The 13,953-nt window shown below is 68.6% G+C and carries 10 protein-coding genes and 1 pseudogene; 9 read left to right on the top strand and 2 right to left on the bottom strand.

Annotated elements, in window-relative coordinates; genetic code table 11:
* The first annotated feature begins 2 nt into the window (after window positions 1-2).
* Complete coding sequence (gene glyS, locus ACLNEE_RS00805) at window positions 3-2,168, top strand: glycine--tRNA ligase subunit beta (protein ID WP_412006673.1); 2,166 nt, start codon at window positions 3-5, stop codon at window positions 2,166-2,168.
* 292 nt (window positions 2,169-2,460) lie between these two features.
* Here glyS and chlP read toward each other — a convergent pair.
* Window positions 2,461-3,675, bottom strand: a pseudogene (gene chlP, locus ACLNEE_RS00800) (geranylgeranyl reductase); the annotation flags it as partial.
* 261 nt (window positions 3,676-3,936) lie between these two features.
* Here chlP and ACLNEE_RS00795 point away from each other — a divergent pair.
* The 8 genes from ACLNEE_RS00795 to ccsB all read left to right on the top strand — a co-directional run bounded on the left by ACLNEE_RS00795 (window position 3,937) and on the right by ccsB (window position 13,018).
* Window positions 3,937-4,698: a M15 family metallopeptidase gene (locus ACLNEE_RS00795; RefSeq protein WP_411422539.1), complete on the top strand. Its 762-nt coding sequence runs from the start codon at window positions 3,937-3,939 to the stop codon at window positions 4,696-4,698.
* A complete protein-coding gene (locus tag ACLNEE_RS00790) occupies window positions 4,698-7,238 on the top strand; it encodes a U32 family peptidase (protein WP_411422538.1) in 2,541 nt (846 codons plus the stop codon). Before ACLNEE_RS00795 ends, ACLNEE_RS00790 begins: the two co-directional genes overlap by 1 nt.
* 89 nt (window positions 7,239-7,327) lie before the next feature.
* On the top strand, window positions 7,328-9,136 hold the full coding sequence (typA, locus tag ACLNEE_RS00785) for a translational GTPase TypA (RefSeq protein WP_411422537.1): 1,809 nt from the start codon (window positions 7,328-7,330) through the stop codon (window positions 9,134-9,136).
* A 20-nt stretch (window positions 9,137-9,156) separates the two neighbouring features.
* Window positions 9,157-9,600: a DUF309 domain-containing protein gene (locus ACLNEE_RS00780; protein ID WP_411422536.1), complete on the top strand. Its 444-nt coding sequence runs from the start codon at window positions 9,157-9,159 to the stop codon at window positions 9,598-9,600.
* 28 nt (window positions 9,601-9,628) lie between these two features.
* A complete protein-coding gene (locus ACLNEE_RS00775; RefSeq protein ID WP_412006672.1) occupies window positions 9,629-10,120 on the top strand; it encodes an LptA/OstA family protein in 492 nt (163 codons plus the stop codon).
* Window positions 10,117-10,845, top strand: a complete 729-nt coding sequence (gene lptB, locus ACLNEE_RS00770) for an LPS export ABC transporter ATP-binding protein (RefSeq protein ID WP_411422534.1) — start codon at window positions 10,117-10,119, stop codon at window positions 10,843-10,845. Before ACLNEE_RS00775 ends, lptB begins: the two co-directional genes overlap by 4 nt.
* Window positions 10,842-12,032, top strand: a complete 1,191-nt coding sequence (locus tag ACLNEE_RS00765; RefSeq protein WP_411422533.1) for an LptF/LptG family permease — start codon at window positions 10,842-10,844, stop codon at window positions 12,030-12,032. The genes lptB and ACLNEE_RS00765 overlap by 4 nt, the downstream gene beginning before the upstream one ends.
* 59 nt (window positions 12,033-12,091) lie before the next feature.
* A complete protein-coding gene (gene ccsB / locus ACLNEE_RS00760) occupies window positions 12,092-13,018 on the top strand; it encodes a c-type cytochrome biogenesis protein CcsB (protein ID WP_411422561.1) in 927 nt (308 codons plus the stop codon).
* Window positions 13,019-13,126: 108 nt separating this feature from the next.
* Here the strand turns inward: ccsB and rpe are convergent, their stop codons facing one another.
* Window positions 13,127-13,810: a ribulose-phosphate 3-epimerase gene (rpe, locus tag ACLNEE_RS00755; protein ID WP_411422532.1), complete on the bottom strand. Its 684-nt coding sequence runs from the start codon at window positions 13,808-13,810 to the stop codon at window positions 13,127-13,129.
* Window positions 13,811-13,953 lie beyond the last annotated feature (143 nt).

Genomic DNA, 13,953 nt, shown 5'->3' with positions numbered 1-13,953 from the left:
CCTTGTCGACGTTTCTGCTGGAGATCGGTACCGAGGAACTGCCGGCAGATTTTGCCCGGCTGGCCCTGCCCCAGCTGGAGACGGCCGTGCGGGCGGACCTGCGGGATCAGCGCCTGGTCCACGGGGCCATCCACTGCACCAGCACGCCGCGACGGCTGGCCCTCAGCGTGGAAGGACTGCCGGAGCGTCAACCGGATGCCAGCGAAGAACGCAAGGGTCCGCCGGCGGAGCAGGCGTTCAGGGACGGGCAGCCCACGCCGGCGGCGATCGGCTTCGCCCGTCGCTGCGGGGTGGAGCCCGAGGCCCTGGAGGTGAGGGCGACGCCCAAGGGCCCCTTCGTCTTCGCCAGCCGGGTCGAGCCGGGCCGCAGCACCGCTGCGGTGATGGCCCAGCTCATCCCGGCCTGGATCCAGGGGCTCCAGGGGAGGCGGTTCATGCGCTGGGGCGAGGGCGAGAGCCGCTTCTCCCGACCGTTGCGCTGGCTGGTGGCCCTGCTCGATGAGACGGTCGTCCCCCTGAGCCTCCCAGGTACGGATCCGGAAATCCGCTCAGGCCGCCTCAGCCGCGGACACCGGCTCCATGCCGACGCGGTTCCGATTGCGGCCGCCAACGCCTACAGCCAGACGCTCGGAGCGGCTGGGGTCATGGTGGAGCGGGAGCGCAGGGCCGCGCTGATCCGCTCCGGCGTGGAGCAGGCCGCTGCGGCACTGCAGGCCCGCCCCGACCTGCCCGACAGTCTCTTCGAGGAGCTCACCGATCTGGTCGAGGCCCCCCAGCTGATCGAGGGATCGATCGAACCCTCCTTCCTCTCCCTCCCGGCCGAGGTGCTGTGCACCGTGATGCGCGCCCATCAGCGCTACATCCCCCTGTACCGGCAGGGGGCGGCGGTCGACCCGCTGGCCTTCGAGGCCGCTGACGCACTGCTTCCCAGGTTTCTCTGCATCGGCAACGGGCTCCCCGCCGCGGACTCCCTGGTGCGCCGTGGCAATGAACGGGTGCTCAAGGCGCGGCTGGCGGATGCCCGGTTCTTCGTGGACGCCGACCGCGCCGTTGCGAGCATCGACCGGCGCGACCAGCTCGCCCGGGTGACCTTCGCCGAGGGGCTGGGGTCCCTGCGGGACCGGGTCGAGCGGATGGAATGGTGCACCGACGTGCTGCTGGAGGCCCTGCCCCTGCCGGACGTCGACGCCGACCATGCCCGCCGGGCCGCCCACCTCTGCAAGCACGACCTCGTCAGCCAGATGGTGGGGGAGTTCCCTGAACTGCAGGGCGTGATGGGCGCCAAGTACCTCCTGGCGGAGGGGGAGCCCCGGGAGGTGGCCGTGGCGGTGCTGGAACACTACCTGCCGCGTGGGGCCGGTGATGCCCTGCCGGCCACCGCAGCCGGTGCGGTTGTGGCCCTGGCCGAGCGGCTGGAGCTGCTGCTCAGCATCTTCGGAAAAGGGGAGCGTCCCACCGGCTCCTCCGATCCCTACGCCCTGCGTCGAGCCGGTAACGGAATCCTCCAGATTCTCTGGTCGCAGGGGTGGCGCGTGGATCTGGTCGCCCTGCTGGAACGGTGCACCAGCCACTGGGCGACGCTTCTGCCCGAGAGCCTTCCCGATCCCCAGGGGCTGGCGCTGGAGCTGATGGAGTTCCTCCGCCAGCGGATCAGCAGCCTGCTCGAGGAGGAAGGCCTCGACAGCGACCTGGTCCAGGCCGTGGCCGGTGAGTCCACCGCCACGGGGCGACTGCTGGGCGACCCCGGTGACGTGCGCGTCCGGGCCCGGCTGCTGCAGGATCTGCGCAGCCGGGGCACGCTCATGGCGATTCAGGCCGTCGTGACCCGGGCAGCACGGCTGGCGGACAAGGCGGAGCTGGCCCCGGATCTGCTCAGCCCCGCGCAGGTGGTGAACCCGAGCCTGTTCGAGAAGCCGAGCGAGGGGGCGATGCTGGCCGAACTGCAGCGGCTGGAACCCCTGGCTTCGGCCTCCACGGCCCAGGGATACGCAGGTCTCGCGGCTGCCCTGGCTGACAGTGCGCCGGTTCTGGCAGCCTTCTTCGATGGGGAGACCAGCGTGATGGTGATGGCGGAGGACCCCGGCGTGCGAGCCAACCGGCTGGCCCTGCTCGGGGTGCTCCGCAACCAGGCCGCGGTGCTGGGAGACTTCAGTCGCATCACGGGCTGACCCCCCCGGGACATGACGCCCGCCGCGGAACGTGCTTGGCGTGAGGTCCTCAGGGTGAGGTCCTCAGCGGGGCGCGTTCAGGGGCGCGCCCTCGCCTGCGCCAGGCTCACTTGCCGGAGAGAACCGGCTCGCGGCTGTCCCGCTCGACCTCCACGGCATCACGGCCGCCGGCCTCGGAGCCTGGGGTCGGCTCGCCGCGCATCCGGATGCCGCCCTTGATGGTGCTGACCGCGAGCATCGCATTGACCTCATCGTCGTCCCGCACGGCACTGTCGACCGGCTTGTAGCTCTGGGGAGCCAGGGCATTGCCCCGCAGGACGGCGCCGAGGGTGAGGAAGGTGAGCTTCAACTGCTGCCAGGGGTTCATGGCCACCACCCGCTTGTAGAGGTAGCTGTCGAAGGTGAGCCGCTGCACATCCTTGTCATCGCACATCTCCACGAAGGCCTCCCGTGCGGCATCGTTGCGGTAGAAGATGTTCTGGAGGATCTCCAGCACCTTGTAGGTGGCGCCGTACTGGCGGTCCCACTTCTTGAGGTACTTCTTGAGATCCGCCTCGGTGGGGATCCTCTGGCCGCCCTGGCTGGACTCCACGATCTGCTCGGCGCACATCCGGCCACTCTTGGCCGCGAAATAGATGCCCTCACCGGAGCTCTTGGTGACGTAACCGGCGGCATCGCCCACCAGCGCCATGCGTCCCACCACCCGCCGGGGGCGGGGATGCTCGGGAATGGGATGGGCCTCCACCTTGATGACTTCACCATTGGCCAGCCGCTTCCTGGCGCGCAGCCGGATGCCCTCCTGCAGACCCTTGATCAGGGACTGGTTCTCCTGCATGGTGCCGGTGCCGACCGCCACATGGTCGTACTTGGGGAACACCCAGGCATAGAAGTCCGGGGACACGTCGGTGCCGACGTACATCTCCGCCAGATCCTCGTAGTAGCTCATCTCCTTGGCCGGGAGCTTGATCCGTTCCTGGAAGGCAATCGCCACGTTGTAGTCGCCCGCATCCATGGCCTTGGCCACGCGGCTGTTGGCCCCATCGGCGCCGACGATCAGGTCGACCTCCAGGGTCCTGGTCTCGCCGGTGGCCTCACCGGTGCCGTAATCGGAATAGGTGAGCGTGTAGGGGCCCTGGCGGTTCGCCCCGGTGTCGATCTTCGTGACCAGGCCGTTGACGAGATGGGCACCCAGCTCGGCCGCACGGTTGCGCAGGAAGGCATCGAGCACCTCCCGGCGGCACATGCCGATGTACTCGGCCTCATTCTCGAGATTGATGTCCACCTCCCGGTTGGAGGGCGAGATCATCTTCATGTGGCGCACTTTCCGGTCGATGATCGATTCCGGAAGGTCGAATTCAGACACCATGCAGAGCGGGATCGCGCCGCCGCAGGGCTTGGCGTTATCGAGCTTGCGCTCGAAGATCCAGGTTTCGATGCCGGCCTTGGCGAGGACCTCGGCGGCACAGGAGCCACTGGGGCCGCCGCCCACCACTGCGACACGCAACATCGGACAAACGCTCCGCCAGAAATGGTTCTGGCCGGAAGCTAACACTGTTGCTCGGCCCGAGGACGCCCATTCCGGCCTCCGCCCATAGGATCGTCACGCTTGGAATCTCAAGGGGTGATCGGTGCCAGGCGGCAGGGCGCGGGCGGAGCAGCGGACGGGTCCTCAGGCAGGTCGTCAGACCGGTCCTCAGGCCGGTCCGGGATGGGGTTCGATCGCGGGTCGGGCCAGAGGTCGGGCCGGAGTCGGGCGGGGAGGTCGGCCTTGACGCCCCTGCGCAGCGGCAGCCGCGCCAGCTCCCGCAGGGCCTCCGGGACAACGGTGGAGGACATTCCGGTCGCCCGGCGCTCCGTACCGGCGACGCCGAAGGGTCCCGGACTGCTTGGACGGCTGGCCCTGGGGGCCGGAGCCATGGCCATCGTGGCCGCTGGCCTGGCGCTCGTCTTCCCCCAGCCCCTGCGGCGGCTGCTGGCACCTCCCCCGGTCGCCGGCCTCACTGCCCGCCCAGGAGCCGATGGACGCCTGCTCGGCCATTTCCCCTACCCGGAAGCACCTGCCAGCGCGCTGGTGAGCGTCGGCCCGGGCCAGCGCCTGCGCCGCGATGCGGCCGAGGCCCTGGAGGCGATGCGCCGGGCCGCCGCCGCTGATGGCATCGAGCTGGAACTCCTCAGCGCCTTCCGTTCCCAGGACCTGCAGAAGACGATTTTCTTCGACGTCAAGTCGGAACGGAATCAGAAGGCCGTGGAACGGGCCCAGGTGAGTGCCCCGCCGGGGTTCTCGGAGCACAGCACCGGCTACGCCGTCGATCTCGGTGACGCGCGGATGCCCCACACCCATCTCAGCCCGAGCTTCGACCAGACCGAGGCGTTCGCCTGGCTCGAGAAGCATGCGGCCCGCCACCACTTCATTCTTTCGTTCCCACCTGACAACCGCCAGGGCGTGAGTTACGAGCCCTGGCACTGGCGCTTCGAGGGCAGCGGCGAGGCGCTGCAGCTGTTCGAGCCGGCCCAGAGGCTGGCCCGCTGATGCAGCCCTTCCAGCCTCAGCGGAATCCGGAACTCCTGGCTCCCGCCGGGCACTGGGAGGCCCTGCGGGCGGCGGCGGCGAGCGGTGCCGATGCCGTCTACTTCGGGGTGGATGCCTTCAACGCCCGCATGCGGGCGGCCAATTTCCGGCGCCGCGAGCTGCCGGCGATCGTCGACTGGCTGCACCGTCGGGGCCTGAGGGCCTACCTGACCCTCAATGTGCTGATCTTCACCGACGAGCTCGAGGAAGCCGGGGAGCTGGTGCTGGAGGCGAGCCATGCCGGAGTGGATGCCTTGATCGTGCAGGACATCGGCCTGGCCCGGCTGGCCGGAATGCTCGCGCCCGAGCTGGCGGTGCACGCCTCCACCCAGATGTCGATCACCAGCGCCGCCGGCGTGGCCCAGGCCGCCGCCCTGGGTTGCCGCATGGTCGTGCTGGCGCGGGAACTCAGCTTGCAGGACTTGGAGCGCATCCAGCAGCAGCTGCTGGCCCGGGACCTCGTCGTGCCGCTGGAGGTGTTCGTGCATGGAGCGCTCTGTGTGGCCTACTCGGGCCAGTGCCTCACCAGCGAGGCCCTGGGACAGCGCAGCGCCAACCGGGGCGAGTGTGCCCAGGCCTGCCGTCTCCCCTACCAACTCGTTGTCGATGGGGTGGAGCGGGACCTCGGGGATCGGCGCTACCTGCTCTCCCCGCAGGATCTGGCGGCCTGGGACGTGCTGCCGAAGCTGCGGGAGCTGGGCATCGCCAGCCTCAAGATCGAGGGTCGCCTCAAGGACGCCAGCTATGTGGCTGCCGTCACCCAGGCCTACCGCCAGGGGCTCGACCGGCTCGCGCAAGGCGCGGTGCCCGAGCCGATGGACGCCGAGCGGCGCAGGGATCTGGAGCTGAGCTTTTCACGGGGTCTGTCCACCGGCTGGTTCGAGGGGGTCAACCACCGCCAGTTGGTGCATGCGCGCTGGAGCAAGAAGCGCGGTCCGGAACTCGGGGTGCTGCAACGGATCGAACCGTCAGGCTGGTGGCTGCTGGACACCGACGCCAGCCTCAAGCCGGGTGATGGCGTCGTGTTCGAAGCTGCCGGCGGCTCCCCCCTCACCGCGCCGCTGGAAGTCGGAGGCCGGGTCATGGCCGTCCAGCAGCGGGGTGAGGGACGGCTGGCCGTGCGCCTGGGCCCCGGGCGGATCGCCGGGGAGGGCCTGCCGCCGGGCAGTCCCTGCTGGCTCACGAGTGACCCCGAGCGGGAACGGCGCTGGAGCCGCCTGGCCGGGAGCGAACCGCCCGAGCGGCGGCGGCCCCTGCATCTGCTGGTGCAAGGGCGAAGGCAGCAGGTGCTGACGGTGCGCACGGTGGGACAGCCGGGGGGCGACCTGGAGGTGTGCAGCACGATCGCCCTCGTGCCGGCCGAGGGCGCCGGTCTCGATGCGCCGCGCCTTCAGGCCCAGCTCGGGCGCCTCGGCGGCAGCGGATGGTCGCTGGACACCCTGACCGTGGAGCTCGCCGATGGCCCCCTGTTCCTGCCCGTGGCGGAGCTGAACCGGATCCGCCGGCGGCTGGTCGCGCTACTGGACGCCCGGACTGGCGACCATGCCACCGATCGGAGCGTCGGCAACCCGGCTGAACCGCTCACGCCACTGCAGGCGCTGATGCGGCTGCAGCCCCCTCAGCCGGAGGGTTGCGGCGATGACGCGGCGCCGCAGGATCCCCATCTGGTGGTGCTGGTGCGGAGCCTGGAGCAGCTGCGGGCCCTGCGCCACGCGCCGGTCCACGCGGTGATGGCCGACCTGGAGCAGCCCCGCGAGCTCCGGGAGGCCGTGGCGATCGGGCAGGGGTGCTGGCCCGGGGGACTCTGGCTCGCCGGCCCCCGCATTGTGCGTCCCGACGAAGCCTGGAGCCTGGAGCCGCTGCTGCGGGCCCGACCGGATGGCTACCTGGTGCGCAATGCGGACCAACTGGAGCGGCTGACCCCGGAGGCACCCTGCATCGGCGATTTCAGCCTCAATGTCTCCAATCCCCTCAGCCTCGGATGGTTCCTGGAGCGCTGGGGCCTGCACCGTGTCACCGCCAGCCACGATCTCGACCTGCAGCAGCTGCTGGGGCTGCTGGTGGGTTCACCCCCGGGAAGTGTGGAGATCACGGTTCATCAGCACATGCCGCTGTTCCACATGGAGCACTGCCTGTTCTGCGCCTTTCTCTCCGACGGGCACGACCACACGGATTGCGGCAGGCCCTGCGAGCAGCACACCGTGCTGCTGCGTGATCGCAGCGGAGCCGAGCACCCCCTCAGGGCCGACCTGGGCTGCCGCAACACCCTGTTCAACGCCCGTGCCCAGAGTGCGGCCGAGGCTCTGCCGCAGCTCCTGGCGGGAGGTGCGCGCCACTTCCGCATCGAGCTGCTGGATGAGGACGCCACCGCAACCCGTCGTCGGGTCGTGGCGTACCGCGAGGCGCTGGCTGGACGCCTCAGTGGGCGTCAGCTGTGGCAGCAGGAACGGCTCGAAAGCCGGCTGGGGGTGACGCGCGGCAGCCTCAGGGCCAGGGCCTGAACTGCGGGAAACCGCCCGGTGGGGACCTCAGGGTGCATGGGATAGAGTGGCCGCTTGGCTTCATCCGTAACCGTAGGAATTCTCAATCTATGAGCGGCGCACATCCAGGCACGCCGATTCGCAACATTGCGATCATTGCCCACGTCGACCACGGCAAGACCACCCTCGTCGACGCGCTGCTCGCCCAGTCCGGCATCTTCCGCGACAACGAGGCGGTCCCCACCTGCGTCATGGACTCCAACGACCTGGAGCGTGAGCGGGGTATCACCATCCTCTCGAAGAACACGGCGGTCGATTACGAGGGGATTCGCATCAACATCGTCGACACCCCCGGCCACGCCGACTTCGGCGGTGAAGTGGAGCGGGTTCTCGGCATGGTGGATGGCTGTCTGCTGATCGTGGACGCCAACGAGGGGCCGATGCCCCAGACCCGTTTCGTGCTCAAAAAGGCCCTGGAAAAGGGTCTGAGGCCGATCGTCTTCGTCAACAAGATCGACCGGGCCCGGGTGGATCCCGAGGTCGCGGTCGACAAGGTGCTCGACCTCTTCCTGGAACTGGGCGCCGACGACGACCAGTGCGACTTTCCCTACCTGTTCGGCAGTGGCATGGGCGGCTACGCCAAGCCGGACATGAAGACCGACAGCGACACGATGCGTCCGCTGTTCGATGCCATTCTCCGGCACGTCCCGCCGCCGGTGGGTGATCCCGCCAAGCCCCTGCAGCTTCAGGTCACCACCCTCGACTACAGCGACTTCCTCGGTCGCATCATGATCGGGCGGATCCACAACGGCACCATCAAGGCCGGCCAACCGGCTGCCCTGCTGCGCGATGACGGCAGCGTCAAGCGCGGCCGGATCAGCAAGCTGCTCGGCTTCCAGGGCCTGCAGCGGGTCGAGATCGAGCAGGCCAGCGCCGGCGATCTGGTGGCCGTCGCTGGATTCGACGAAGTCAACATCGGCGAGACCATCGCCTGTCCGGACAACCCGGAAGCCCTGCCCTTGATCAAGGTGGACGAACCCACCCTGCAGATGACCTTCGTGGTCAACGATTCCCCCTTCGCGGGCAAGGAAGGGAAGTTCGTCACCAGCCGGCAGATCCGTGACCGTCTGCAGAAGGAACTGCTCACCAATGTCGCCCTGCGGGTCGAGGACACCGACTCACCCGACCGCTGGTCCGTCAGCGGGCGTGGCGAACTGCACCTCGGCATCCTGATCGAAACGATGCGGCGGGAAGGCTATGAATTCCAGGTGAGCCAACCCCAGGTCATCTTCCGCACCATCGACGGCACCCCCAGCGAGCCCTACGAGACCCTGGTGCTCGATGTGCCCGAGGCGGCCGTGGGTGCCTGCATCGAAAAGCTGGGCGTCCGCAAGGCGGAAATGCAGAACATGGAAAACACCAACGACGGGCGGACCCAGCTCGAGTTCGTGGTTCCCGCCAGGGGCCTGATCGGCTTCCGGGGCGAGTTCATCCGTGCCACCCGGGGCGAGGGGATCATGAGCCACTCCTTCCTGGATTACCGGCCGATGCAGGGGGACTTCGACGCCCGCCGCAATGGGGTGCTGATCGCCTTCGAGGAAGGCACCGCCACCTTCTATGCCCTCAAGAATGCCGAGGATCGCGGCCAGTTCTTCATCACCCCGGGCACCAAGGTGTACAAGGGCATGATCATCGGTGAGAACAACCGGCCCCAGGATCTCGAGATCAATGTCTGCAAGGCGAAGCAGCTCACCAACATGCGCTCCGCCGGCGCCGAGGAACTCGACACCCTCCAGGCTCCCGTGCAGATGACCCTGGAACGGGCCCTCGAGTACATCGGCCCCGATGAGATGCTCGAGGTCACCCCCGAGTCGATCCGGCTCCGCAAGCTGCCCGCCAGAAAGGCCGCCAAACGCTGAGCAGGGCAAGGGTTGAGGGCATGGGCTCAGCCGAAGCCATCGATCCGGCCCTGCCGACCGGCAGGGCCGGGGTCGACACCGAGGAGCTCGGCCTGCTGGCCGACCCACGGCTGGCCGTCGCCATCGACCAGTTCAACGCGGGCGACTGGTACGGCTGCCACGACGGCTTCGAGGAGCTGTGGCATGAGACGGCGGGTCTGTGCAGGCCCGTTCTGCAGGGCATCCTGCAGATCGCCGTGGGACAGCTCCATGCCGAGCGCGGCAACCGCCGTGGGGCGACGATCCTGACCGGCGAGGGGCTGGGTCGGCTGACCAGCGCACCGGACAGGGCTCTGGGCCTCGATCTGCTGGCCCTGCGTCAGACCGCCCGGACCTGGCTGAAGGCCCTGCAGGAAGGAACTCCCCTGGACGAGCTGCCCCCCCCGGTGCTGGCACGGCTTCAGGCCCCCGGGGGGGACTTGTAGATTGCTTCGAGCCGTCGGCTCCGGCCCCTTGCCACTGCCCGCGATCCGTCACGCCACCCTCGGTCTGCTCGGCCTCTGCCTGATTGCTCTGCCGGGCCTTCCCGCCCACCCGCAGCCGAACACCACCGCCCCCGGCGATGGGCCCGTCACGACCCCGGTGACGGGAATCGTGTCGATCGAATCCGACCTGCAGAAGGCCGACAATGCCACGGGCATCCTCACCGCCACGGGAAACGTTCGCATCCTCTATCCCGATCAGCGGGTCGTCGCGACGGCGCGGCAGGCCCAGTACTTCAGCCGGGAGGGCCGGTTGGTGCTGAGCGGCGATGTGGACGTGGTGCAGGGTGACGGTCACAGCATCCGGGCTGAACAGCTGACCTATCTGGTGCAGAACGAACGGCTCCTCGCCCAGCCGTCCCCCGGTGAACAGGTGATCACCCGCTACCGGCTGGACACCACCCCCCCGGCCGCCACGCCCGCGGGAGCCGACCTGCCGCCAGGGGATGCCCCCCGGCCATGACGCTGGAGCTGAAGGATGTGGTCCTGGCCATCGGTGGCCGGGTTCTGGTCAACCGTGTATCGCTCCATCTGGAACCCGGCGAAGTGGTCGGCCTGCTCGGACCGAATGGGGCCGGCAAGACCACGACCTTCGGCCTGGTCACCGGATTGATCCGACCTGACGCAGGCCAGGTGCTCCTGGACGGGCGGGATATCGGCCGTCTGCCGATGCCCACCCGGGCCCGCCTCGGCATCGGCTACCTGCCCCAGGAGCCCAGCGTGTTCCGTCAGCTCAGCGTGCGCGACAACCTGCGTCTGGCGCTCGAGGCGAGCCACACGCCCCGCCCTCTGCGCCGTGAGCGACTGGAGAATCTGATCGCAGACTTTCACCTCGGACCCTTCCAGGCCCGCCGCGGCTTCCAGCTCTCAGGTGGCGAGCGTCGCCGTACCGAGGTGGCCCGGGCCCTGGCCGTCGGCGCCGAGGGGCCCCGCTATCTGCTGCTCGACGAACCCTTTGCCGGGGTTGATCCGATCGCCGTGGCCGACCTGCAGCAGTTGATCGAACAACTGCGCCATCGGGGCATGGGGCTGCTGATCACGGACCACAACGTGCGGGAGACGCTGGCGATCACTGATCGGGCCTACATCCTCTCGGAGGGCGCGATTCTGGCGTCCGGCAGTTCGCGCGAGGTGGGGAATGATCCCCTCGTGAGACGCCATTACCTCGGGGAGGGCTTCCGCCTGTGACACAGCTCCACGCCGCCGGTGCCTCCGCCCGCCACCGCCTGCTGGCGCCCTGGCGTCGCCTGCCCCTGGTGGATCGCTGGATGCTCGGGGAGCTCATCGCTCCGCTGATCTTCGGTGTCGCTGCCTTCACCGCGGTGTCCCTCTCGGTGGGTTCGGTGTTCGAGCTGGTGCGACGCGTGGCCGAATCCGGCCTGCCCCTCGATGTGGCGCTGCAGATTCTGGTGCTGGAGCTGCCCTCGTTCCTGGTGCTCTCCTTCCCGATGGCCACCCTGATGGCCAGCCTGCTGACCTACAGCAAGCTCTCGGGCAACAGCGAACTGACGGCCCTGCGCAGCATCGGGGTGCCCACCTGGCGGATGGTGGTGCCGGCCGTGGCCCTCTCCCTGGTGATGACGTTGCTCACCTTCGCCTTCAACGAGGCGATCGTGCCCCGCACTCTCTCCCAGGCCGATGCCACCTTGAACCGGGCGATCGGCCGTGCCGTGGCCGGCGAGGAAAAGGACGACGTGCTCTTCTCCAAGTTCGGGCGGGTGGAGATGCCGGACGGCGACTCCGAGAAGGGGCTGACCCACATCTTCTATGCCCGCCGCTTCAAGCAGGGGGTGATGGAGGATGTGACCCTCCTGGATCTGAGCCGATCAGCCAACAGGCTGCTGCTGAGGGCCAACCAGGCCCGCTGGAGTGACCGGGAGGCTCAGTGGGAATTTCTCGATGGGCAGATCATCGGCGTTGGCGGCGGATCGGTCGAATCGATCACCACGGCCCGGTTCGATCGTTACCTGTACCCCCTGGGCAACCAGCCGATCAGGGTGGCCAAGCTGCCGCATGATGCCAATGAGATGACGATCGGCCAGGCCCGCACCGCCGAACGGTTGCTGCGCGAATCAGGTGACGCCCAGGCGGCGCGGAAGCTCAGGGTGCGCATCCAGGAGAAGTTCTCCTTCCCGGCCGTCTGTCTGGTGTTCGGCCTGATGGGCAGCAGCCTCGGCGGCCGGCCCCATTCCCGCCGCAGCCGCAGCCAGGGTTTCGGCCTGACCGTGCTGTTGATCTTCGGCTATTACCTGGTGGCCTTCAGCTTCAGTTCCCTCGGCGTGAAGGGAACCCTGCAGCCCGTCCTGTCGGCCTGGCTGCCCGTGCTGATCGGGCTGGGAACGGCCCTGATCCTGTTGCGGCAGGCCAGTCGGTAGCAGCGAGTCACCGTGAACAGCCAGACTGGGCCGGCATCTCCCTGTCACCCTTGCCGAACCTGCTGCACGATCCAGTCCTGGGCCTGGGGCTCGCGGCCTTCGCCCTGCTGCTGCTGGTGCTTCCCCTGTCCTTCTGGTCCCTGAGCGGGGGGCGCAGCAGCGGTCTGGTGAGGATCCTGGTTGCCAGCGCCAACCTCTGCCTCACCGCCCAGCTCGTGCTGCGCTGGATCGACTCCGGTCACTTCCCGATCAGCAATCTCTACGAGTCACTCTGTTTCCTGGCCTGGGGATGCACCCTCACCCAGCTGCTGGTGGAACGCTCCTGGCCCTCACCGCTGGTGCCGGCCGCCGCCACCCCGGTGGCGCTGGGATGCGTGGCCTTCGCCAGCTTCGCTCTGCCGGAGCGGCTTCAGGAGGCCTCACCGCTGGTGCCGGCCCTGCGCTCGAGCTGGCTGGTCATGCACGTGAGCGTGATCATGCTGAGCTATGCGGCCCTGCTGGTGGGCTCGCTGCTCTCCCTGGCGGTGCTGTTCACCGAACGGGGGCAGGAGCTGCAGCTGCGCAGCAGCTCGATCGGCAGCGGCGGCTACCGCCAGGCCCAGCTGGCGGCCGACGGGCCGGGCGCGATGGCTGCCCCGATGAAGCTGCGCAGCGTGGCGATCTCCCTGGCCGAGCAGCTGGATTCGCTCAGCTACCGCACGATCACGGTGGGCTTCCTGTTGCTGTCGGTCGGCCTGGTCAGCGGCGCCGTCTGGGCCAACGAGGCCTGGGGCAGCTGGTGGAGCTGGGACCCCAAGGAAACCTGGGCCCTGATCTGCTGGCTGGTGTACGCGGCGTACCTGCACACGCGGCTGATCCGCGGTTGGCAGGGGCGGAAACCGGCGATCGTGGCCTCGGTGGGACTGGTGGTGATCGTGGTCTGCTACATCGGCGTCAACCTGCTGGGCATCGGCCTGCACAGCTACGGCTGGTTCTTCGAGAGCTGAACCGTCCCTGAACCCACCGCTGCCCCGGGCACCAGACCATGAAAAAACTCCCCCCGGATCGCGGGGGGAGTGTGATCTCGCCCGTCAGGCTGACGTTGGCGTGGCTGCTCAGGCGGCCACGGGTGCCGGCCGGCGGCTGTTGCGGATCCCGGTGATCGCCTCGGCGTAACTCGGCTGGTTGAAGACACCGGAGCCGCTCACGATGGCGTTGGCCCCGGCCTCGATCACCTTCCAGGCGTTCTCGGCCTTGATGCCGCCATCCACCTCGATCCAGGGATCGAGGCCCTTGGCCTCGCACATGCGGCGCAGGTCACGGATCTTGTCCACCTGGCTGTCGATGAAGCTCTGCCCTCCGAAACCGGGGTTGACGCTCATCACCAGCACGAGGTCACAGAGCTCGAGGCAGTACTCCAGGGTGTCGATGGGGGTGCTGGGGTTGAGCACGGCGCCGGCCATCTTGCCCAGATCCCTGATCTGGGCAAGGTTGCGGTGCAGGTGGGGACAGGCCTCGACCTGCACCGAGATGATGTCGGCGCCGGCCTTGGCGAATTCGGGAACGTACCGCTCGGGCTCGACGATCATCAGATGGACGTCGAGGGGCTTGGTCGTGACCGGCCGGAGCGCCTGCACGATCAGCGGACCGATCGTGATGTTCGGCACGAACCGGCCGTCCATCACGTCCACGTGGATCCAGTCCGCACCGGCCTGATCCACGGCACGCACGTCATCCCCGAGCCGGGAGAAGTCGGCGGAAAGAATCGAGGGCGACACCACCAGGGACTTGGTGCTCATGCTGCGGCCAGGGGCAGGGGAAGGCCGATTGTAGGTAGGGCACCGGCGGCCACCCGCCGGAGGGCTGGCGGCCGCCGCGCGCCCGGGGAAGGCTGGATGGATGCCGCTGATACAGTGATGACCGCTTCTTTCCTGAAATGCCG

The organism is Aphanothece stagnina RSMan2012, assembly GCF_046764815.1.
In the GTDB taxonomy this organism is placed as follows: domain Bacteria; phylum Cyanobacteriota; class Cyanobacteriia; order PCC-6307; family Cyanobiaceae; genus NIES-981.
The sequence above is the reverse complement of the archived record's forward strand: the minus strand, read 5'-3'. Positions and strand labels throughout refer to the sequence as shown.

Coding starts and splice junctions, on each gene's coding strand:
- ACLNEE_RS00790 (WP_411422538.1), top strand. CDS start 4,698: ATGCAGCCCTTCCAGCCTCAGCGGAATCCGGAACTCCTGGCTCCCGCC.
- typA (WP_411422537.1), top strand. CDS start 7,328: ATGAGCGGCGCACATCCAGGCACGCCGATTCGCAACATTGCGATCATT.
- ACLNEE_RS00780 (WP_411422536.1), top strand. CDS start 9,157: ATGGGCTCAGCCGAAGCCATCGATCCGGCCCTGCCGACCGGCAGGGCC.
- lptB (WP_411422534.1), top strand. CDS start 10,117: ATGACGCTGGAGCTGAAGGATGTGGTCCTGGCCATCGGTGGCCGGGTT.
- rpe (WP_411422532.1), bottom strand. CDS start 13,810: ATGAGCACCAAGTCCCTGGTGGTGTCGCCCTCGATTCTTTCCGCCGAC.